This window comes from Lysobacter sp. KACC 24251 (genome assembly GCF_057747755.1).
Genome location: NZ_CM173222.1, coordinates 1,784,079 through 1,803,951, shown reverse-complemented (window position 1 = coordinate 1,803,951; position 19,873 = coordinate 1,784,079). Strand labels below are relative to the sequence as shown.

Sequence of the window (19,873 nt, the reverse complement as noted above, 5' to 3'; positions counted from 1 at the left end):
TTATCCACGGGGTGTGTTGCGAACGGCCGCGAGCAGGCCCTCCGCCGGTTGCAATCGAATATCGAGTTCGGCCAGCAGCAGGCGCTGCATGTCCTTCAGGAACGGGTCCAGCCACGCGATGGCTGGGCGGGCAGGGGAGGTGCTGTCCGGGACGCCCTGCGCGGCGTGCCGAAGCCGCTCGAAATGCTTGCCCAGAAGTTCGGGCAATGCGGACAACAAGGCGCGTTCATGCCGCCCCAGCGCCCGCTCCATGACCGCATCCATCGCAGCCAGTTGCTGCAGGGACGGCGCATGCCGCGCGGCCATGCCCCGCACCCGCCCGCGCAGATGGCTGGCTTCCGCCTCCATCGCCTGCTGCAGGGCCACGTAACGCTGGCGGAAGAAGGCGTAGTCGGGCGGCGCGCCTTCCGCCCCGTCCACCTCACCCGGTGCGCCCGGCGGCGAGGCGGCTCGGGCGAACGCGCGATCCCCCTCGATGGCCTTCACCAGCACCCCACGTACCCGCGCGCACTCGCCGTCCTCAGCGTGGGCGCTGGCGTTGTCTTCGCTCGGGGGCGGGGATGGCCGGGCGTCCAGCGCGGCCGATAGGGCCACCGCATGGCGCCAATCGATCCACTGGCCAAGCCGGGCCGACAACGATTGGGAGGGCAGGGGCGCGTCGGCGTCGCCCATGCGGGCCAGCAGCCGGATGAGCGCGGGGCCATGGGCCTGCGCCCTTCGGGAAGATTCCACTACGTCTACGCGGGTAAAACGCGGATTTTACACGGATTTTGGGGTGGGCGCGGGGGTGGGGCAGGCTGTCGGGTCGCGGGCCCGGGGTGGATGGCCGCCCAATTCTCATCACCGTCGCGTCCCGCTATCGTGTGCCGCTGAACCCCGCCGACCGTCGAGCAGCGCCTGCAACAGAGCAGGGGCCAGTTCCGTTACGGTGCGCGAAACACCTCGCACGTGGAAGCCGATGGCCGACTTGTCACTGGCATGAACTGGCAATCCACGCGTGATGTGGTCGGGGCCGTCATTCGGCAATTGGAGGCTGGGCGGGCCTCGGTAAAGTGACATGCGGGGGCGGCCAAACTCAGGCGGGCCGCCCCTGGGCATCGGTCTTGAAAGACTGCGTCTTGAACTTGTTGAGAAAGCCAACAAAGCTGCCGTCCGCCATCTGCACGATCGTCCCACCGTCCTGCCAGATGGCGTTTTCGGCTGAGAATGGGCTGTTGATCGGGTCGCCCTGGTTCTGGTGGATGTTGTGGACGCCAACACCGGTGGAAAACGGCTCGCCAAACACGAAGAAGCGCACGCCACTGTTGAGGACCGATTCCAGGCTTTCCAGCGCCTGGATGCCGGTCCCGTTGTTCCATGGCGGATTCCAGCGGAGCCAATGCAGGAAGAAGTACAGCGGCCTGCGGAACCACACCTGCTTGAACAGAAGCGGCGGGTGCAGGGCTGGCGCCCGGATGTAATCGAGCGCGCCGGTGCCCGGGGCAGAGGACAGGGCATGCCAGCCGTTGCCCTTGGACGCGATGTTCGCGAAATCAGATGGCCGGATCTTCACGACGCGCCACTGGATGCCGTCCGGCATGGACTTGGGGTCCACGTCGATGGCGCAGCGGTAAATCCCCGCCGGTGCCGCTATCTCGAGGTTGCCGTGGTAGTAGCGGCCAAAATCATCGGGATTGTCCCTGTAGTAGTTGTGCTTGGTACCGATCACAACGGCGTAGCCATTGGACAGTGCCATGACGACTCCTCCTTGAGGGCGGACGATGAGGCCTGCATCCATGCCTACGCAGGGGCGGCGCGGTAGGGGCCACACCGCCTGCCAGCCGACTGCCTCCATGGGGTGGCCGACCCCATGTGATGGGGTGGCTGACTGCCTCGACGGGGTGCTGAACCCCGTCCACGCGGCAGGGCGACCCCAGCCCATTGACCTGATGGCCACCTGGGAGGCGCCATGCTGTCCTCACCGCCCGAGGAACCTCGCCCATGCCTGCCCGGAACGATGCTGACGGTTGGGCCGTGCTACCCCGCGTGTTCTACCAGCGTCACGCCACGCTGGTGGCGCCCGAACTGCTCAACAAGATCCTGGTGCGCGATGACGGCCGCGCCGCCCGAATCGTGGAGGTGGAGGCGTACGCGGGCAGCGACGACCCGGCTGCCCATTCGTTCCGCGGCCAGACGCCGCGCAACGCCACCATGTTCGGCCCGCCAGGGCACCTGTATGTCTACTTCATCTACGGCATGCACTGGGGCGCCAACGCCGTGTGCGGCGAGGAGGGCGAGGGCACCGCCGTGCTGCTTCGCGCCGCCGAGCCGCTGGCTGGAGTGGACTCCATGCGCCTGGCTCGCCCCGCCGCCCGCCGCGACCGCGACCTGGCCAGCGGGCCCGGGAAGCTGTCGCAGGCGTTCGGGCTGACCCGCGCATTCGATGGCGCCGATCTGGTGACGGGCGATCGGGGCATCACCATCGTGTCCGACGGCACGCCGCCGCCCGCGGAGCCAACCGTGGGCCCGCGCATTGGCATCAGCAAGGCGACGGATTTTCCGTGGCGCTGGCACGTGCCCGCGCACCTGCACGTGTCGGTGCGGCCGCGCCGCACGCGTGGCTGATCCCGACGGTTCATCCCTCCCCGCAGCGCGGCATCAGGAAGCGGAGACCTCGATCCAGGTGGGCGCGTGGTCGCTCGCCTTCTCCTGCAATCGCACCCAGCGGTCCACGCCGGCGGCCTTCAGTCGCGGCGCCAGCGCGGGGTTCACCAGCAGATGGTCGATGCGCAACCCGCGGTCGCGCTCGGCGTGCTGGCGAAAGTAATCCCAGAAGGTGTAGATGCGCGCATCGCCAGACACCTCCCGCAGCGAATCGGTCCACCCCTGTGCCAGCAGCTGCTGATAGGCCTCGCGCACTTCGGGCTGCAGCAGCGCGTCCTTGCGCCAAGCCTTGGGGTCGTACACGTCCTCATCGGTGGGGATGACGTTGAAATCCCCCATCAGCACGACCGGGTGCGGCAGGTCCACCAGCGTCCGGGCGTGCTGGTTCAAGCGCTGCATCCACTTGAGCTTGTAGTCGAACTTCGGGCCCGGCTGCGGATTGCCATTGGGCAGGTACAACGCCCCCACCACGATGCCGTGCACCGCCGCTTCGATGTAACGACTCTGCTCGTCGCCGGGATCACCGGGCAGACCGCGCCGGCTCTCCTGCGGTGCCACCCCACGGCCCAGCAACGCGACCCCGTTCCAACGGTGCTGGCCATGCCAGATGGCGAGGTAACCGGCCTCCTCCAGGGCGGCGGCGGGAAAGGCCGCATCGACCGCCTTGAGCTCCTGCAGCGCCACCACGTCCGGCTGTTCCTTGGCCAACCACGCCAGCAGGTGCGGCAGCCGCGTGCCCACGCCGTTGACGTTGAAAGTGGCCAGCTTGAGCGTCTTTTTGCGCGCCATGACCTGTGCCTCGCTGCGTTACCCGCGCGTGGGAAACAAACCGCCCTGCACCGATGGGTAGATCAGGCCGTCGCCGACGGATTGCGCCGCCGGGTTGCCCGGATGTGGCTGGGCGGGCTTCTCGTCCAGGATGTGCAGCACGCGGTAGCCACGGTGCTGCAGCAGGTCGGCGATGAGGCGACGGTGACAGCGCCACCACAGCGATTCGGCACACATCAACGCCGTGTTCTTCGCTGCCGCCAGATCCAGTGCGTGCTGCAGGCCCTCGTGGAATTCCGCGCTGGCCATGTGGTCGGCGTAGCCCTGGAAGGCGGCGTTGCGCCAGCCGCCGTTGGGCGAACCGGGTTGCGCCCGACGCCGTCCACCCAGTTGCGGCAGCCATCGGTACGCGATGCCTTCCGCCGGCAGCTGCGTGGCCAGGGTTTCGCTGGCGAACCACGGATAGCGACGCGAACCGGGGAAACGGCGCACATCCGCGATGGCCTGGATGCCATGGGCCGCCAGGACCGAGAGGAACACCTCCCACGGGCGCGTGGAGTGGCCGACCGTCCACACGGTGTTCGAGGGAGGACTCCCGATGGGTGACGTCATGCAAAGGGTTCCTCGGTCCTCATTCCTATCGCAGGGGTCAATCAGTCGGTGTGGGTACGTGCAAATGCACCGTGTCGCCTCACACCATGGTCGGGGTAGCCCCGTAAAGAGATCGCGATATCCGCGTGAACGCCGATACGCCCGGCCGCGGATGCACGCGGGAATCACGCCCGCGCGGCTTACGCTGAAAGGCATGAGACGTTTCGCGCAAGCGTTCGCGGATGGTGAATCGCTGCCCCATGGCTTGCCGGAAGACGTGGCGCAGGCCCTGGTGGACGCGCCCGACCGCTACAACGTGGGCAAGGGAAAACCGGCCAGCGTGATCGCCGCCAACAAACACGGCGTTCCCGTGGTGGCGGACATGGCATGGGGCCTGGTGCCGCGCTGGTCGAAGGAACCCGCCACGCCCTACACCACGGTCACCGCGCGTTTTGAGCGGGCACCGCGCAGCCGCATCTTCGCGCAAGCGTGGCAGCTGCGGCGCTGCATCGTCGCGATGAGCGGGTATTACAAATGGGATCGGCAGCGCAAACCGCCGTGGCCCCGCTTCATCCAGCGAACCGACGGCGTGGCGTTGTTGGCCGCGGGATTGTGGGAGTACTGGGAAGGCCCCGAGGCGGAGGAGGGCCTGCTGAGTTTTGCGCTGTTGACGGGCCCCAACCCAGCGATCCCATCGCCGTTGACTCAAGACGGGCCTGTGTTTCTCGATGCAGCGACAGGATTGAGGTGGCTGGGAGGAGAGTTCACTACGCCGCGAGCGCTCGCGCGCCGCGCATTGCTTCCTTCGCTGGAGAGCTATCCGGTCAGTCGCCGGGTCAGTGATGTGTCACGCGACGATTACACGTTGCTGGAGCCGGTGGATCCGGACGGGGAAGCGGCTCACTCCTCGGAGGGGCCGCAGGAGGACTGGGACGACGATGGCGACTAAGGCGGCTACGTCGGTTGCCCAGGGTAGGGCGGCCGGGCAGCGCCTCCGGACTCAAACAGGGGTCCTGATACGGTGTCAATCGGGGTCCGCTTCTGACCCAGGCGTAATGACGCCGGCAACAGGCGGTCGCGGCGGCGACCAATCTCGGAGCGCGCCGCCTGGTTCCCGTCCACTACGGCGTATCGGATATCGACGAATACGGGGAGGTCCACGATCCGGTCGGCCGGCTGCGCAAGGCCGCACGCGGCCGGCCCATCGCGATCCAGCCAACGCTACCGGGTCAGTGGGTGGACTTCCAGGTCGACGCATTTGCATCGCAGGTCGGTTGATGGCGGCGCGACAGTCAACAGCAATGACGGAAAACCTAGACGCCAATGAGGCGCTCCCTCAGGAAGGCCAACACTTCATCCCGGGCGCGGGTCGTCGGTTCTCCACTGGCGTCGATGAGGTGAGCAGTCAGGACGCTATGCGGGCTTGCCACGACCTGCTTGAAGAACGGAGGTGGATCGCGGTGAGCGGCTGTGTCTGGCAAGACACGGGCGATGAAACGAGGTCCGAGCGCAGCCTGATACGCCGCGAAGCGCTCCGCCCGACAGTGGCGGTCGCCTTCAAAGCGGTAGCCGAGCACGGTGAGATCCTCACGTTCGAGTAGGTCTTTCACGGCGGCCAATTCCTCGGCGTCACTTTCGATCGCCTCGGGTACATCCAGCGGAAGCGAGGGCTGTGCGAGAACCGGTGCCAGCATCGCGGGCTCCAGCATCATGGAGAGGGCGAAGTTGCCGGTGAAGCACATGCCGATGGCGCCGACGCCGCGGCCCCCGCACTCGGCCAATACCTCCCGCGCCAGCGCGCGCAGCCAAGACGTCACGGGGCTCGCGCCTCTACCCCCCAGAGCATGGAACTCCGCGCTCACACAGGCGCGGCGCAAGACCTCAAGGCCCTCATCGGCCTGTGGGAAGGCACCGTCTCGGCCGAAGAGCGACGGTAGGTAAACCGAGAAACCGGCGTCACGCACCCACCGGGCAAAGCGGGCGACATGGGGGCTGATCCCTGGCATTTCCGCCATGACGATTACCGCCGGGCCCTCCCCGGAGACCAACACGCGCTTTGTCGTGCCTTCGACGGTGATGGCGCGCGCGTGGAAATCTGCAAGGTTGTCATCGTGGGCAAAGCAATCAGCAGGCGCAGCTCGATTCATGGGTCAAGCCTCTGGTGGTTGCCCTCATTTCATCCTCGACACGTCCCAAGACGAAGTGTCCAATAGGACATCTTTCGGGCGATAACGGACATGAAGGATTTCGAGGTCCTCGTTGTTGACGGTGCATACCCGAGCAGTGTCGCCATGAGCTGCACATCCTCGCAGCGGCGGCGCAGTTTGCTGACAAAGTAGGGGCGCCAATCCCCACATGGGGCGTCTACTCATTGCAGGGCGGGCAGGTGGCCTTGCGCGACGGGCTCGGCATCGAGACCGCGCGGTTCCCTCGGCGCATCCGCGGACGGCGCTCGATCTGCATTGTTCCTGGATTGGGCACTGCCGACCCGGAGGCGCTAATGGCGCGGATGGCGACACCAGAGGCAACGGCGGTTGCTGGGCTCCTGGCTCGTCACGTCGCCTGCGGGGGAAGGGTCGCGGCTTCCTGTTCGGCCGTTTTCCTGCTCAACGCCGCCGGCTTGCTCGGCGGCCGCCGTGCTACGACGACGTGGTGGCTGGCACCCACGCTGGCACGGATGGCGTCGGGTTGTGTCGTCGACGCGGACCGGATGGTGTGTGCCGATGGCCCCGTAGTGACTGCGGGAGCCGCGTTCGGCCACGCTGACTTGATGCTGCATCTGCTTCGCGATCGCTTCGGTCCGGATCTTACTGAAGCGGTTTCGAGGGCGCTGCTGCTGGAGCATCGCCACTACCAGTCGCCTTTTGTAGTGCCCGAGATGTTTGCCGGCGGTCATGCCTTGGTGGCGCAACTGACCACGAGGGTTGAGAAGTCCTTGCCGAACATTCCCCCCATTTCCCAGTTGGCGCGTGACCTGTGCGTCTCCCAGCGCACCTTGGGCAGGCACGTGCACAAGGCGACCGGCAAAACCACTAGCAGCCTGGTCCAGGGCATCAAGCTACGGCGGGCGAGGCTGCTGCTGGAGAATAGCCGGATGACCATTGATCAGGTTGCGGTGGCAGTTGGATACCAGGACGCCACCGCTCTGCGGCGATTGATGCGGAAGAGTGCGGGCACGAAACCAACGACCATTCGGAGAACGGCCACGGTGGGGGGCTAGGGCGAGTGCGATCCGCCCACCCCCAGACCTAGAACCAGGCACTGCCACAGTCTTCTTCGGCTGCTGCTTCGCCGATCAGATCACCCAAATGCAATCTTCGTGGGAATCATCATGCAGATATCGTGGACGCAATCCATTGATGCGGTCGACTGGGACGAGATGTCCGAGCTCTATCGTATTGCCCCTCTTGGCAACAAAAGCGCGGAATCGCTTAGGACTACCTACGCCAACAGTATGTTCAAGTGCCTCGCGATGAAAGACGGAAAGATCATTGCGGCCGGACGCGCCCTGGCCGACGGCGTGGACTGTTCCTACCTTTGCGACATCGTCGTCCACCCGGGTTATCAGGGCCTCGGACTCGGAAAGGACCTCATACAAAGACTGGTCGAGCTTTCCAAGGGCCACCGCAAGATCATTCTGTATGCGGTTCCAGGCCGTGAGCCGCTGTACGAGAAATTTGGTTTTCGTCGTATGAATACAGCGATGGCCATATTCTCGGATCCGCTGAGGGCAGTAGCGGACGGGTACACGCAGTGAAGCATGCGAATACGCCGCCGCCGCTAGCTTGACGACGCCCCGTGCCTGCTCCGAGTAAGACCGGCCAGCTCACCCAGTCGTCTACAGCCCCAGTTCGCTCAGCGCGGGGTACTCGTCTGGACGCCGTCCCAGCAGCCAATGGAACTCCCTCTCTGCAGCTTTGATCAGCTGGTCGTTGATGCAGGCGTAGCGCCGGCGCATCAGCCCGTACTCGTCGAACTCCCAATTCTCGTTTCCGTAGGAGCGGAACCAATTGCCGGAGTCGTCGTGCCACTCGTAGGCGAAGCGCACGGCAATGCGGGCGCCATCGAAAGCCCACAGTTCCTTGATCAGTCGGTAGTCGAGCTCCCGTGCCCACTTGCGGGTGAGGAACTGGGTGATCTCCCGGCGGCCGTTGACGAACTCGGCGCGGTTGCGCCACTCGCTGTCCTGGCTGTAGGCGAGGGTGACGCGCTCTGGATCGCGCGAGTTCCAGGCATCCTCGGCGGCGCGAACCTTCTGCATCGCCGTCGTGTGGGTGAAAGGCGGCAGTGGTGGGCGGGTCTGGCTGGCGGGGCACATGCTCTTTGTTCCGTTCGTTTCAGGCGCCGTCATGCATTCCGGGCATCCCGACGTAACCGGGCAGGGCCCGCACGGCCGCGAGCCAGCGGCGCACAGCCGGGTAGGGAGCCAAGTTGACCCGCGCGTCCGGCGCAAGCGCGAGATAGGGGTAGACGGCCAGGTCGGCGATGCTCGCCTGTCCCTCGACCAGCCATTCGTGGGTGGCGAAGTGCGACTCCAGGATGGCGAGCAGCCGGGCGGTAATCGCTTCGGCGGCGGGGACGTCGATTGCCCGGCCGAACAGATAATGAGAGCGCAGCAGCGCCGGGCCGTGGGCAACCTCGTTGGCGGCGGTTGAGAGCCATGCCGCGACTTTCGCCTCGCCGGCGGGGCTTGCCGGCAGCCAACGGCCGTCGCCATGGGTCAGCGCCAGGTACAGCAGAATCGCTTGGCTGTCGCGCAGCACCGTCGCGCCATCGACCAGCACTGGCACCTGGCCGAAGGCGTTGCGGGCCAGGAAAGCTGGCGACTTGTGTTCCAACTCGTTACCGCGCACCAGCACGCTTTCATACCGAAGGCCCAACAGCGAGAGCAGCAGCCGGACCTTGTGGCAGTTGCCGGACGCGGCGAACTCGTAGAGCGTGATCATCGAACAGGTTCCTTTGTTGGTGTCGGTAGGGATCCGGATCCGGGCGCGGAAGGGACGCAACACCAGGCTACTTTGTCGATTTCAACCCGCTGGGAGAATCGGCTGGAAATGCAATTGATCGTTCCTGATGGCGGAATGATGCGAGGGGTCCGCTGGAATCGACCGGTGTGTTCTTCGCCATTGCGGAGGTCCGCGAGTCGGCCGCGGCTCTCAACCGCCAGGCGCGCGGCCGATTGCACGGCCGGCGGTCGGTCAACATGCGCGCCTTCGTGGTCCTGATGGTCCTGCGGTTGCGGGGCGATGCGGCGCTGAGCGCGCGCTAGCCGGAAGCGCCGGGCGCGCTGCGTGACCCGGGTCCTGCGAGTATCCGTTGGGGACCAGGTCCTTGCTCCGACAATTCGTCGTACGGATTGCGCAGTCGGCAGGATTCGATCGACAAGCAGCCACAGCCAATGCAGTCGCTCAGCTGATCGCGCAGCTGGGTCAGGTAGTGAATGCGCTCGTCCAGCTCTTGCCGCCAGCGCTCGGAGAGCTGGCGCCAGTCCGCCGCGGTGGGGGTTCGCCCTTGTGGCAGCGACTGCAGCGTGTCGTGGATGGCGGCCAGCGGGATGCCGATCCGCTGGGCGACCTTGATGATCGCCACCCGCCGCAGCACGTCGCGCGAGTAGCGTCGCTGGTTGCCGCTGTTGCGCCAGCTCGCGATCAGCCCCTTGGACTCATAGAAGTGGATGGCCGAGACGGCCACGCCGCTGCGGTCCGCCACCTCGCCTACGGTGAGGGGTTTACTCAGCTCGCCGGGCTTCAAGCGGGACGCCATGATTCACCTTCTTGACCTCAACCAAGCTTGAGGTTTTACCCTGCTGTTCGCCAACTGACAAGCCGGCGCCTTCGGGGCGCTGACGCACAGCCAAACAAGGAGAACAATGCCATGACATCCAAAGTATTCCGCGTCGACAGTTTCGTGGTGCCAGCGGCAGCGAAAGCGGAATTCGTCGCCCAAGTGCACCGGACCCACGAGCTGTTACGGACACTGCCGGGTTTCGTCCAGGAACAGTTGCTCGAGCAGGATTCCAGTTCGGAGGCGTGCCGGATCGTCACTCTTGTCGAATGGTCGGGCGCGGACGCGCTTGAGTCCGCCAGGGCCGAAGTGATGAAGTTTCGGGCCCGGGAAGGTACCGATCCACGCCAACTGATGGCGCGGCTCGGGGTCCAGGCCGATCTCGGTGAGTTCCGTCCGCTCGTTGGCCCTTCAATCGACTAGACATACCTTCATCGTGCGGCGGTCACGCGCAACGTGGCCGCTTTCAACGAGCACGACGCCGACGCCCAGGGCGTGCGCTCGACTACGGAGGCATGGGAAGCCGACGCATCCCATTCACCAATATGACGTCGCTTTCACGATTGTCAGCGTGTTTCACTCCCCGCCAACTTCGCATGGTTACCCTCAGGACATCACTCCCCCAAGGAGGTTCGCCATGTCCGCAGACCCCAAGTCCCCGCTGGACCACGTCAACGACACCCTGCTGCAGCTCAAGGAGATGCGGCACTACTCCAAGAACAACGTCGAACTGCTGACTACGCAGTGGCTGCTGTTCGATGGTGAGCTGTCCAAGTTGAAGCAGGCGCAGAAGATTGAGGACCTCATGGCCCGCCAGTCAGGCTTCCACGATGCGGTGGAGTCCGCGATCGCCGACCTTGAGGAACTGGCAGTGCAATTGCAGCCTCCACCGGAGGAAGGGGGCGCTTGAGTGCGCCCCAACAAAAAAGCCAAGTCCGAAGACTTGGCTTTTTTTCTGGTGCCGGAGGTGGGACTCGAACCCACACGCTTTTAAGGGCGGCGGATTTTGAGTCCGCTGCGTCTACCGATTCCGCCACTCCGGCGCGGGCGAGCAGTATAGCCGAGGCCGCGGCCTCCGTCTGCGGGTCAGTGAACTTCGTCGGTCTTCAGCGCCTTGCAGGCACGGCCGAACCATTCGCCGTCCTGCGGCACGAACATCGAGCAGCTCTCCATCGGCCCCTTGTAGATGTGCAGGGAGATGGCCACGTCGTCGCCGCTGGTGTTGCGGATGGTGTGGTACTCGTGCGGGGGAATCAGGCTGCCGGCGCTGCCAGGGCCGGCCTGCATGCCGCCCGCGGCCCGGAAGCGGAAGCGGTCGCCATCGCGTTCCAGCAGTTCGTACTGGGTGATCTCCAACTCGCCGTCCCACACGCCCTCCACGCACCACAGGCCGCAGTGGTCGTGCACGGGGGTGCCCTGGCCGGGGCCCCAGGTCATGGCCACCACGCTGTAGCCGTGGGTCGGGCTGCGGTACAGCTCGCGGCGGGCGTAGTGGTCGTCGATGGGGTCGTACACGCACTCGGGCAGCTGCACGTCGCGGTCGCGGATCATGCTGCACAGCACGCTGCGCAGGGCCGCGGTCACGGCGTGTTCGTCACCGGCGGTGACGGCGGCATCGAGTGCGGCGACCAGCTTGTCGTGGCCGGGAAAATCGAGGTCGGGCAGGGTATCGGCGAGGGCTTGCATATGACGGAGTGTAACCCGCTCATCGCCGGATGTTATGTGCGGTGCCGCATGGTGCGGCCGTCAGAGCTCGGCCAGGAAGCCGCCCACGGCTGGTGAAAACCGGTCGAAATCCACCAGGAACGCGTCGTGCCCCTGCGGCGAGGGCAGCGGCAGGAAGCGCGCGTCGGTGCCGCCGGCCAGCAGGCCTTCGGCGATTTCCTGCTGCTGCTGCAGCGGGAACAGGATGTCGGTGTGCACGCCAATCGCCAGCGCCTTCTCCAGCTTGATGCTGGCAAGGGCGGCGCGGGTGTCCGCGTCACTGGAGGGATGCTCACCCCGGTCGCAGCCACCCGGGCAGAAGTCGCCGATGTCGAACCAGTCCATCGACCGGCTCAGGTACAGATAGCAGTTGGGGTCGAAGCGGCGCACGAAGCGGCGGGCGTGGCCTTCAAGGTAGCTCTCCACCTCGAACTCCAGGCCGAATGGCTCGTCGTCGGCCCGGTCGGAGTCCAGCCGCACGCGGCCGAAGCGGCCGTCCCACTCCAGCGCGGAGCGGTAGGTGATGACGCCCAGCTTGCGCGCCATGCGCATGCCCGACTCGGGGTAGTGCTCGTCGGTGTAGTTGCCGCCGTTCCACTGCGGGTCCAGCCGGATCGCCTCGCGCTGCAACGAACGGATGGCAATGGAGAACGGCAGGGCACGCGCCGCGCCGGAGATGTTGATGTGGCTGCGGGCGATGCCCGGGTGCAGGGCCAGCAGGGCCAGGGCGGTCATGCCGCCCATCGAGTTGCCGATCAGGCAGGCCAGTTGCTCGATGCCCAGCGCGCGCACCACGTGGGCGGCAGCGTTGGCGCCGTCTTCCACGGACAATTCCGGGAAGCTCAGGCGGTAAGTCTCACCGGTGGCCGGGTCGATGGACGCGGGTCCGGTGGAGCCTTTGCAGCTACCCAGCGAGTTGACGCAGATGACGTGCCAGCGGTCGGTGTCGATGGCCTTGCCGGGGCCGACCATGGCCTCCCACCAGCCGGCGGCGGGGTTGGCGTCGTTGGCGGCCGCGTGCGCGTCGGGCGACAGGCCGGTGACGATCAGGATGGCGTTGTTGCGCGCGGCGTTGAGCGTGCCCCAGGTCTCGTACGCCATCTTCCCCCCGCGCAGGGCGCCGCCGCGGCGCATCGGGAACGGCGAGGGCAGGTCGATGTAGCGGGTCCCGGGGGGGATGAATTCGGTCATTCCGTTGGCTCGTGGGCGGATGGTGGCGCCGGGGCAGCGGACGATTGTCGCAGACGGCACCCCTTGCGGCTGCAAGGGGGCGTCGTCGCGCCCGTTACGGGCGGATGCGGTCGATGGTCAGCACCAACGTGGCCTTGACGTCGGTGGCAGTCTGCACCGGCGTGGCCTCCAGATCGCCGGCCCTGGGCGTGGCGTCGCCGCTGGCCGACAGGCGCGCGGTGATCTCGGCCTTCGCCAGGTCGGAGAACTTCCGGGTAGGCATCAGGCTGTCGGTATCGTCGATGCGTACTTCCACGGGCAGCTGGACCGCGGCCAGTTTTTCCGCCGCCACCGGGATCGGCGCGCCGCCCGGCTCGCGGGCCATGACGAACAGGGTGGCGCCGGCGGGCACCTTGTCCCGCAGGGCGTCGGCCAATACCACTTTCACCGTGACGCCCTTGCCGCTGGCCACCGGGGCCGGGGCGGTCAGCTCGGGCAGGCCGGCTTCGGCGCGGGCGGCGTTGATCTGCGGACGCAACGTCAGGGCAACGCTCGGCTCGACGATGGCCAGCAGCGGCTCCCACGTCCTTGCCGCTTCGCCCGCTTGGCCGGCCTGGCGCTGGGCGATGCCGAGGAACCAGCGGGCGCGCTGGTGCATGGGCTGCTTTTCCAGCGCATGTCGCAGCATCTGCACGGCCTTGTCGTCGAAACGGTGGTCCTTGTCGGCGTTGGCGCGGGCTTCGGCCGCGTCGGCCAGCAGGTCCGGCTCGTCAGGAGCCACGGCGACCGCGCGGGCCAGGGCGTCGCGCGCTTCGGCCGGGCGACCCTGTGCGGTGTAGGCGCGGGCGAGCAGGCGCCACCCGTCGATTTCGCCGGGTTCGTCGGCCAGCTTGGCCTCCAGCTGGGCGACGGCTTCGTCCAGCGTCTGCGGGGCGCGGCGTTGCGCCGGGTCCAGCGCGCGCGGCGTGCCGATGGCGTAATACAGCGCGCCCGTCATTACCGCCGCCGACGCGAACATCGCCACGCCGGTCAGGCGATGGGCCTTGAGCACGGGACGCAGCACGAACGCCATTACCAACAGCACCAGCACCAGGCTGGCCACCACGAACGCACTCATCACCACTCCTGATCGTCTTCGGCGGCGTTGGCCGGATTGCGGCGCGCGGGGGCCCCCGGCTGCGCGAGGGAGCGATCCCTCGCCGAGCGCCGGCGAACGATACCCGCGACCACCACGGCGCCTGCCAGCAACACCACCACCGGGCCGAACCACAGCAGCCAGGTCTTCGATTCCACCTGCGGGCGGTACAGGACGAACTCCCCGTAGCGCGCGACCAGAAAGTCCTTGATCTCGGCGTTGGTCTTGCCCTGCCGCATCAGCGACAGCACCTCGTGGCGAAGGTCCACCGCAATCTGCGCATTGGAGTCGGCCAGCGACTGGTTCTGGCACATCACGCAGCGCAGCTCGGACACCAGCGCATGGAAGCGGGCCTCCTCGGCGCTGTCATTGAACTGGATGGGCGCGGCATCGACCGCCGCCTGCGCGTGGGCCGGAGCCGCAGCGAAGGCCGAAATCAGTCCCAGCGTTATTGCGATCGCTATAGCCTGCGCCCATGCCATGGTCAGAAGCGACCGCGCGGCAAGTGCCCCGGCCCGGGGCTGTTGCACGGACGAGGGCCATTGCGTCGCGGACGACCCCAGCAACCCGCTCACAGCGAAACTCCTGCCGGTGTGGTTTCAACTTCCTGCAGTGCGGGCAGCAGTTGCTTCTGGATCACGTCATCGGTCAGCGGGCCTACGTACTTCCAGCGGATCATGCCGTTGGCATCCACCAGGAACGTCTCCGGTGCGCCGTAGATGCCCCAGTCGATCGCGACTTTGCCTTCGTAGTCGGCCAGCACCAGCCAGTAGGGGTTGCCGAACTCGTCCAGCCAGCGCAGGGCGTCGGCGGATTCGTCCTTCCAGTTGTAGCCCACCACGCGCACGCGCTTGGTTTCGGCGAAGCGGGTCAGTACCGGGTGCTCATCGCGGCAGGCCGGGCACCAGCTGCCCCATACGTTGAGCAGGTACGGCGCGCCGCGCAGTTCCTGCGAGGTCACGGTGCGTGCCGGGTCATGCAGCACCGGCAGCGCGAACGCGGGTGCGGCCTTGCCGATCAGCGGCGAGGGCAGCGCTTCCCGGTTGGGGTTGCGGCTGAGCAGCACCCCCACGCCCAGCAGCACGCCCAGCAGCGCGACGAAGGCCAGCGGCAGCCAGCGCATCGCGCCGCGCTTGGGGGAAGGCGATGAACTCATCAAATGGGCTCCGCGGCCGGTGCCGTGGGGGAAGTGGGGGAGGCCGCGATGGTCGGCTCAGGCGCGCGCGCTGGCACCCGGTCGGTGCCCACGCGGCGGAAGCGCTTGTCGGCCGCAGTGACGAAGCCACCCAGCATCATCAGCAGCGCACCCAGCCAGATCCAGCGCACGAACGGCTTGATGTGCACGCGCACCGCCCACGCACCACCGCCCAGCGGTTCGCCGAGGGCCACGTACAGGTCCTGGGTGATGCCCGGGCGAATGGCTGCCTCGGTCATGACCTGGCCGCCACTGGCGTAGGCACGCTTTTCCGGATGCAGCACAGTCACCACGCGGTCATTGCGCAACACGGTGACGGTGCCGCGGTCGGCCTCGTAGTTGGGGCCTTGGCTGTGGGTGACGCCGTCAAGGCGGAACTCGTAGCCGGCCACTTCCACCGACTTGCCGGGCGACACGGCCACCTCGCGCTGCTGGTTGAGGCCCTCGACCAGCAGGGCGCCGATCAGGAACACCGCGACGCCAGCGTGGGCGAGGATCATGCCCGTCATTTCGGCGGTGAAACGCTTGCCGTTGGACTGCAGGCGCGTCCACGCGAAGCGGGCGGTGCCAGCGGCGACCCACACTGCGCCCATCACGCCCAGCGCCACCTTCCACGCACCTTGCGGCGCCATGAAGTACACCGCGATGCCCGCGACCAGTGCCAGCACCGCCCACGGCGCCAGCATCGCCAGCGGCTTGGACACCTGCTCGCGCTGCCAGCGGGTGATGGGGCCAAACGGCAGCAGCAGCACCAGCGGCGCCATCAGCAGCATGAACATCAGCGCGAAGTACGGCGGCCCGACGGAAATCTTGCCCATCTCCAGCGCATCCGCCAGCAGTGGGTACAGCGTGCCGAGCAGCACCATCGCGCAGGCGGTGGTCAGCAGCAGGTTGTTGGCCAGCAGCAGCGTCTCGCGCGAACTGGCTTCGAACGGCTTGCCTTCGTCATCGCCGCCCGGTGCTCGCAATGCGTACAGCAGCAGCGAGCCACCGACGATGATGCCGAGGAAGATCAGGATGAACAGCCCGCGCGACGGATCGGCGGCGAAGGCGTGCACGCTGGTCAGCACGCCCGAGCGCACCAGGAAGGTGCCCAGCAGTGACAGCGAGAACGTGGCGATGGCCAGCAGCAGCGTCCAGCCGCGGAAGCTGCCGCGCTTCTCGGTCACGGCTTGCGAATGCAGCAGCGCCGCGCCGGCCAGCCACGGCATGAAGCTGGCGTTTTCCACCGGGTCCCAGAACCACCAGCCACCCCAGCCCAGCTCGTAGTACGCCCACCAGCTGCCCAGCGCGATGCCCAGCGTAAGGAAGCCCCAGGCCACGTTGGTCCACGGCCGCGTCCAGCGCAGCCAGCGTGCATCCACGCGGCCGTCCAGCAGCGCGGCGATGGCGAAGGCGAACGGCACCGCGAAACCCACGTAGCCGGCATACAGCATCGGCGGATGGAAGATCAGGCCCGGATCCTGCAGCAGCGGGTTGAGGTCGCGGCCTTCCGCGGCGGCAGGTAGCAGGCGCTCGAACGGGTTGCTGGTGAAGATCAGGAAGGCAAGGAAGCCCACGCTGACCCAGCCCATCACCGCCAGCACGCGGGCAATCACGTCATCGGGCAGGCGCTTGGACCACAGCGCCACGGCCCCGGTCCACAAGGCCAGCACCAGCGCCCACAGCAGCAGCGAACCTTCGTGCGAGCCCCACACCGCCGAGTAGCGGTACATCATCGGCAGCAGCGAGTTGCTGTTCTTGGCCACGTAGGCCACCGAGAAGTCCTGCACCACGAAGGCCCAGGTCAACACCACGAAGGCGAGGGAGACCAGCCCCAACTGCGCGTAGGCCGCCGGCCGCGCCACAGCCATCCACGGCGCGATGCCGCGTTGGGCACCCACCAGCGGCAGGGTGGCCTGCAGGATCGAGACCAGCAGCGCCAGGATCAGGGTGATCTGGCCAAGTTCAGGCAACATCGTTCGTGCTCCGGCGCGCGATGCGCGTCAGTGGGGCCCGGACCGCGATGCGGCAACCGGGCTGGCTCAATTCGCCTTCCCGGCGTCGGCGGCGGGTTCGGGCACGTTGTGCTTCTTGTGCGCCTGGCCCATCTTGTCGGCCACTTCCTTGGGCATGTAGGTCTCGTCGTGCTTGGCGAGCACCTGCTCGGCGACGAAACGGTCGCCGTCCATGTGGCCGGTGGCCACCACCGCCTGGTTCTCGCGGAACAGGTCCGGGAGGATGCCGGTGTAGACGACGGGCATGATGTTGTCGCCGTCGGTCACATCGAAGTGCGCTTCCATCGAGCCCTCGGCGCGCTTGAACGAATTCTTGGCCACCATGCCGCCCAAGCGGAAACGGGCGTGCTTGCCGGCTTCGCCGGCCTTCACTTCGCTGGGCGTGTAGAGGTAGGCGACGTTGCGCTGCAGGGCCATCGCCACCAGGGTCGCGGCCAGGCCGGCCGCCACCACCAGGGCGAGGATCCACAGCAGCCGTCGGCGGCGGATCGGATTCATCGGGTCAACTCGTCGGACTGCGGGCGGGCCGCCACGCGCTTGGCGCGCTGGCGGGCGTTGTTGATCTCGCGGCGGATCTGCAGGCGGGTGGCGATGTAGTCCCAGCCCAGCACAATCACAAAGACCGCGAAGGATGCGATGACGTAGTTCTGGTAGCTCATTCGGCGCGCTTCCGGCTGTCGGGGCCGACACCGGCCAGGTCCGCCACCCACGACTTGCCGGCTTCGCGGCGCAGGTTGTCGGCACGGGCGCGGGCGAGCAGGGCGCCGATGAACCAAAGCTTGGTACCGACGATCATCCACCACAGCGGGGGCATCATCGTCGAATCCATGGCTGACTCACCGAACACGCGGATGGTCTGGCCCTGGTGCAGCGAATTCCACCACACGACCGAGTAGCGGATGATCGGCAGCAGCACCACGCCGACGATGGCCAGGAAGCCCGCGGCGCGCGCGGCGGCACGACGGTCGTCGATGGCGTTGTAGAGCCCGATGACGCCCAGGTACAGGAACAGCAGGATCAATTCCGTGGTCAGGCGCGGGTCCCAATCCCACCAGGTGCCCCACATCGGCTTGCCCCAGATGGAGCCGGTGGCCAGGGTAATGAGGGTGAAGGCCGCGCCGATCGGCGCGCAGGCCATGGCCAGGACTTCGGCCAACTTGATCCGCCACACCAGCGCGATGACGGCATAGAGGGCCATCAGCCCGAACACGGCCATGCTCATCCAGGCACTGGGCACGTGGATGTAGAGGATGCGGAAGCTGTCGCCCTGCTGGTAGTCGGCCGGCACCTGGAATAGCGCGCCATAGGTGCCGATGGCCATGAGCAGCAGGCCCAGCCCGTAGCCCCACGGCGCCCAGCGCGCGGCGAAGCGGTCGAAGTAGGGGGGAGAGCCGAGTTTGTGGAACCAGAGAACGATCGGATTCATGCGGTCAGGTCGCGCTCCGCGCAGGCGCGGTGCGCCGATGGGGTGGGGCCATTGTCGCCCAATGGGCGGGCCGGGCGTTGACGTGCCTCAATTCAGCGCGATCCGGATGGCCGTGGCAGCGGCCAAAGGCGCCAGCAGGGCGGTGACCAGGAGGCCCGCGGCCAGCATCAGCAGCGCGCCGATCGGGTCCAGACCCTGTGCCGACGCCGCCACCGAACCCGCTCCGAACACCAGAATCGGCACGTACAGCGGCAGCGCCAGCAACGCGACAAGGATACCAGAGCGGCGCATGCCGACCGTCAGCGCAGCCACCACGGCTCCAAGCAGACTCAGCAAAGGCGTGCCTAGCGCCAGCGAGGCCATCAGCACGCCCAACTGCTCGCGCGGCAGGTGCAGCAGCTCCCCGAGGAACGGGGTGGCGACCAGCAGGGGCAGCGCCGTCGTCATCCAGTGCATGAACGTGCGCACGCCGACCAGCCACGCCAGCGGCACCGGAGCCAGCATCCACTGCTCCAGCGAGCCATCCTCGGCATCGCCGCGAAAAAGGGTGTCCAGCGCCAGCAGTCCGGCCAGCAGCACCGCCAGCCACAACACGGCGGCGGCGACTTTCGACAGCGCCTGCGGCTCGCCGCCCAGGCCTAGGGCGAACAGCACGACCACCAGCAGCGCGAACAGTGCCGGCTGGAAAGCATCGCCGCGGCGGCGCCACAACAGGCGCAGGTCGCGGGCCATCAGGGCCTTGGCGGACGAAGCCAACCCCGGGGCGTGATGGGCGGAACTCATCGGTAGCCCTCCATGACGCGGCGTTCCAGGGTGAGCAGGCGCGTGCGCACCGGCGGCGCGGCGTAGGCGCCGTGGGTGGTGACCAGGGCAGCCCCGCCTTCCCGCAGGTGCGCCTGCACCATGCGATTGACCAGTTCGATGCCCTGGAGGTCGAGGTTGGCGTAGGGCTCGTCCATCAACCACAGCGGCGCCGGCGAGAGCCACATGCGTGCCAGCGAGAGGCGCTTCTTCTGTCCCGCCGAGAGCTGGCGGGCGAGTGCGTCCTCATAACCGGCCAGGCCGACGACAGCGAGGGCATTTTCCGGCAGCTGGGTGCGGCGGCGGCCCTGCAGGCCGCCGAGGAAATCAAGGTTTTCCAGCGCGGTCAGGTCGGCCTTCAGTCCTGGAAGGTGGCTCAGGTAGGCGATGGCGCGGGCGCGGCGGGAGGCCTGTGCGGGCTGGCCATCGATGTCGACCTCCCCGTCGTCGGCGCGCAGCAGGCCGGCAAGAACGCGAAGGAGGGTGGTCTTGCCGGCGCCGTTTCCGCCCTGCACCAGCAGCGCTTCGCCGGCATTGACGGAGAAGTCGAGGGGCCCGAAGACGGGCTCGTCATTGCGGGTGAAGCGCAGGCCGCGGGCTTCGAGCAGCGGCGGGGCAGGTCGGTCGGGAGGCGTCATCGGCGGGAATTGGGCGGCTAT

General features: G+C 67.2%; 26 protein-coding genes and 1 tRNA gene. 7 read left to right on the top strand and 20 right to left on the bottom strand.

What is annotated here, in order from left to right; translation table 11 throughout:
• Together AC3ARF_RS08480 and AC3ARF_RS08475 are read right to left on the bottom strand one after the other, a co-directional pair.
• On the bottom strand, window positions 1-732 hold the full coding sequence (locus tag AC3ARF_RS08480; RefSeq protein ID WP_498926991.1) for a DUF3348 domain-containing protein: 732 nt from the start codon (window positions 730-732) through the stop codon (window positions 1-3).
• Window positions 733-1,075: 343 nt separating this feature from the next.
• Window positions 1,076-1,735 carry a DUF2278 family protein gene (locus AC3ARF_RS08475; RefSeq protein WP_498926990.1) on the bottom strand — a complete coding sequence of 220 codons (660 nt, stop codon included), beginning with the start codon at window positions 1,733-1,735 and terminating at the stop codon, window positions 1,076-1,078.
• Between the two features lie 245 nt (window positions 1,736-1,980).
• Between AC3ARF_RS08475 and AC3ARF_RS08470 the strand changes: the two genes are divergently transcribed.
• Complete coding sequence (locus tag AC3ARF_RS08470) at window positions 1,981-2,604, top strand: DNA-3-methyladenine glycosylase (RefSeq protein WP_498926988.1); 624 nt, start codon at window positions 1,981-1,983, stop codon at window positions 2,602-2,604.
• Between the two features lie 33 nt (window positions 2,605-2,637).
• Here the strand turns inward: AC3ARF_RS08470 and xth are convergent, their stop codons facing one another.
• On the bottom strand, window positions 2,638-3,432 hold the full coding sequence (xth, locus tag AC3ARF_RS08465) for an exodeoxyribonuclease III (RefSeq protein ID WP_498926986.1): 795 nt from the start codon (window positions 3,430-3,432) through the stop codon (window positions 2,638-2,640).
• Between the two features lie 18 nt (window positions 3,433-3,450).
• Entirely contained in the window at window positions 3,451-4,023 is a 573-nt protein-coding gene (locus AC3ARF_RS08460; RefSeq protein ID WP_498926984.1) for a DUF488 domain-containing protein, read from the bottom strand.
• Window positions 4,024-4,216: 193 nt separating this feature from the next.
• Here AC3ARF_RS08460 and AC3ARF_RS08455 point away from each other — a divergent pair, with 193 nt between their 5' ends.
• Complete coding sequence (locus AC3ARF_RS08455) at window positions 4,217-4,951, top strand: SOS response-associated peptidase (protein WP_498926982.1); 735 nt, start codon at window positions 4,217-4,219, stop codon at window positions 4,949-4,951.
• A 364-nt stretch (window positions 4,952-5,315) separates the two neighbouring features.
• Here AC3ARF_RS08455 and AC3ARF_RS08450 read toward each other — a convergent pair whose 3' ends face one another.
• A complete protein-coding gene (locus tag AC3ARF_RS08450; RefSeq protein WP_498926980.1) occupies window positions 5,316-6,149 on the bottom strand; it encodes a dienelactone hydrolase family protein in 834 nt (277 codons plus the stop codon).
• Window positions 6,150-6,388: 239 nt separating this feature from the next.
• Here AC3ARF_RS08450 and AC3ARF_RS08445 point away from each other — a divergent pair, with 239 nt between their 5' ends.
• Both AC3ARF_RS08445 and AC3ARF_RS08440 read left to right on the top strand, forming a co-directional pair.
• On the top strand, window positions 6,389-7,222 hold the full coding sequence (locus AC3ARF_RS08445; protein WP_498926978.1) for a GlxA family transcriptional regulator: 834 nt from the start codon (window positions 6,389-6,391) through the stop codon (window positions 7,220-7,222).
• A gap of 99 nt (window positions 7,223-7,321) precedes the next feature.
• Window positions 7,322-7,759: a GNAT family N-acetyltransferase gene (locus AC3ARF_RS08440; RefSeq protein ID WP_498926976.1), complete on the top strand. Its 438-nt coding sequence runs from the start codon at window positions 7,322-7,324 to the stop codon at window positions 7,757-7,759.
• An 81-nt stretch (window positions 7,760-7,840) separates the two neighbouring features.
• Here AC3ARF_RS08440 and AC3ARF_RS08435 read toward each other — a convergent pair whose 3' ends face one another.
• Complete coding sequence (locus tag AC3ARF_RS08435; RefSeq protein WP_498926974.1) at window positions 7,841-8,320, bottom strand: nuclear transport factor 2 family protein; 480 nt, start codon at window positions 8,318-8,320, stop codon at window positions 7,841-7,843.
• 19 nt (window positions 8,321-8,339) lie between these two features.
• Complete coding sequence (locus AC3ARF_RS08430) at window positions 8,340-8,948, bottom strand: glutathione S-transferase family protein (RefSeq protein ID WP_498926972.1); 609 nt, start codon at window positions 8,946-8,948, stop codon at window positions 8,340-8,342.
• A 167-nt stretch (window positions 8,949-9,115) separates the two neighbouring features.
• Between AC3ARF_RS08430 and AC3ARF_RS08425 the strand changes: the two genes are divergently transcribed.
• Complete coding sequence (locus AC3ARF_RS08425) at window positions 9,116-9,271, top strand: hypothetical protein (RefSeq protein ID WP_498926970.1); 156 nt, start codon at window positions 9,116-9,118, stop codon at window positions 9,269-9,271.
• Here AC3ARF_RS08425 and soxR read toward each other — a convergent pair.
• The gene (gene soxR / locus AC3ARF_RS08420) at window positions 9,268-9,765 is read right to left on the bottom strand and encodes a redox-sensitive transcriptional activator SoxR (protein ID WP_498926968.1); all 498 of its coding nucleotides are present in this window, start codon (window positions 9,763-9,765) and stop codon (window positions 9,268-9,270) included. The two genes, AC3ARF_RS08425 and soxR, sit on opposite strands and share 4 nt — an antisense overlap.
• A gap of 111 nt (window positions 9,766-9,876) precedes the next feature.
• On the opposite strand from soxR, the gene AC3ARF_RS08415 reads away from it, so the two are divergent.
• On the top strand, window positions 9,877-10,209 hold the full coding sequence (locus AC3ARF_RS08415; protein ID WP_498926966.1) for a hypothetical protein: 333 nt from the start codon (window positions 9,877-9,879) through the stop codon (window positions 10,207-10,209).
• A 214-nt stretch (window positions 10,210-10,423) separates the two neighbouring features.
• Complete coding sequence (locus AC3ARF_RS08410) at window positions 10,424-10,696, top strand: hypothetical protein (RefSeq protein WP_498926963.1); 273 nt, start codon at window positions 10,424-10,426, stop codon at window positions 10,694-10,696.
• A 46-nt stretch (window positions 10,697-10,742) separates the two neighbouring features.
• Here the strand turns inward: AC3ARF_RS08410 and AC3ARF_RS08405 are convergent.
• From AC3ARF_RS08405 to ccmA, 12 genes are all read right to left on the bottom strand, one after another.
• Window positions 10,743-10,829 (bottom strand) — tRNA-Leu (locus AC3ARF_RS08405).
• A 43-nt stretch (window positions 10,830-10,872) separates the two neighbouring features.
• Window positions 10,873-11,472 carry a cysteine dioxygenase family protein gene (locus AC3ARF_RS08400; protein ID WP_498926961.1) on the bottom strand — a complete coding sequence of 200 codons (600 nt, stop codon included), beginning with the start codon at window positions 11,470-11,472 and terminating at the stop codon, window positions 10,873-10,875.
• A 60-nt stretch (window positions 11,473-11,532) separates the two neighbouring features.
• Window positions 11,533-12,681 carry a homoserine O-acetyltransferase MetX gene (gene metX / locus AC3ARF_RS08395; RefSeq protein WP_498926959.1) on the bottom strand — a complete coding sequence of 383 codons (1,149 nt, stop codon included), beginning with the start codon at window positions 12,679-12,681 and terminating at the stop codon, window positions 11,533-11,535.
• Window positions 12,682-12,775: 94 nt separating this feature from the next.
• On the bottom strand, window positions 12,776-13,777 hold the full coding sequence (locus AC3ARF_RS08390) for a tetratricopeptide repeat protein (protein WP_498926958.1): 1,002 nt from the start codon (window positions 13,775-13,777) through the stop codon (window positions 12,776-12,778).
• Window positions 13,777-14,283: a cytochrome c-type biogenesis protein gene (locus AC3ARF_RS08385; RefSeq protein WP_498931815.1), complete on the bottom strand. Its 507-nt coding sequence runs from the start codon at window positions 14,281-14,283 to the stop codon at window positions 13,777-13,779. The genes AC3ARF_RS08390 and AC3ARF_RS08385 overlap by 1 nt, the downstream gene beginning before the upstream one ends.
• A gap of 83 nt (window positions 14,284-14,366) precedes the next feature.
• Window positions 14,367-14,951, bottom strand: a complete 585-nt coding sequence (locus AC3ARF_RS08380; protein ID WP_498926956.1) for a DsbE family thiol:disulfide interchange protein — start codon at window positions 14,949-14,951, stop codon at window positions 14,367-14,369.
• A complete protein-coding gene (locus tag AC3ARF_RS08375) occupies window positions 14,951-16,948 on the bottom strand; it encodes a heme lyase CcmF/NrfE family subunit (RefSeq protein WP_498926954.1) in 1,998 nt (665 codons plus the stop codon). The genes AC3ARF_RS08380 and AC3ARF_RS08375 overlap by 1 nt, the downstream gene beginning before the upstream one ends.
• A 66-nt stretch (window positions 16,949-17,014) precedes the next feature.
• Window positions 17,015-17,485: a cytochrome c maturation protein CcmE gene (ccmE, locus tag AC3ARF_RS08370; protein ID WP_498926952.1), complete on the bottom strand. Its 471-nt coding sequence runs from the start codon at window positions 17,483-17,485 to the stop codon at window positions 17,015-17,017.
• Entirely contained in the window at window positions 17,482-17,646 is a 165-nt protein-coding gene (ccmD, locus tag AC3ARF_RS08365; RefSeq protein WP_498926950.1) for a heme exporter protein CcmD, read from the bottom strand. The genes ccmE and ccmD overlap by 4 nt, the downstream gene beginning before the upstream one ends.
• Window positions 17,643-18,413 carry a heme ABC transporter permease gene (locus AC3ARF_RS08360; protein ID WP_498926948.1) on the bottom strand — a complete coding sequence of 257 codons (771 nt, stop codon included), beginning with the start codon at window positions 18,411-18,413 and terminating at the stop codon, window positions 17,643-17,645. The genes ccmD and AC3ARF_RS08360 overlap by 4 nt, the downstream gene beginning before the upstream one ends.
• An 87-nt stretch (window positions 18,414-18,500) precedes the next feature.
• Entirely contained in the window at window positions 18,501-19,196 is a 696-nt protein-coding gene (ccmB, locus tag AC3ARF_RS08355) for a heme exporter protein CcmB (protein ID WP_498926947.1), read from the bottom strand.
• A complete protein-coding gene (gene ccmA / locus AC3ARF_RS08350; RefSeq protein ID WP_498926945.1) occupies window positions 19,193-19,852 on the bottom strand; it encodes a heme ABC exporter ATP-binding protein CcmA in 660 nt (219 codons plus the stop codon). Before ccmA ends, ccmB begins: the two co-directional genes overlap by 4 nt.
• Window positions 19,853-19,873: the final 21 nt, after the last annotated feature.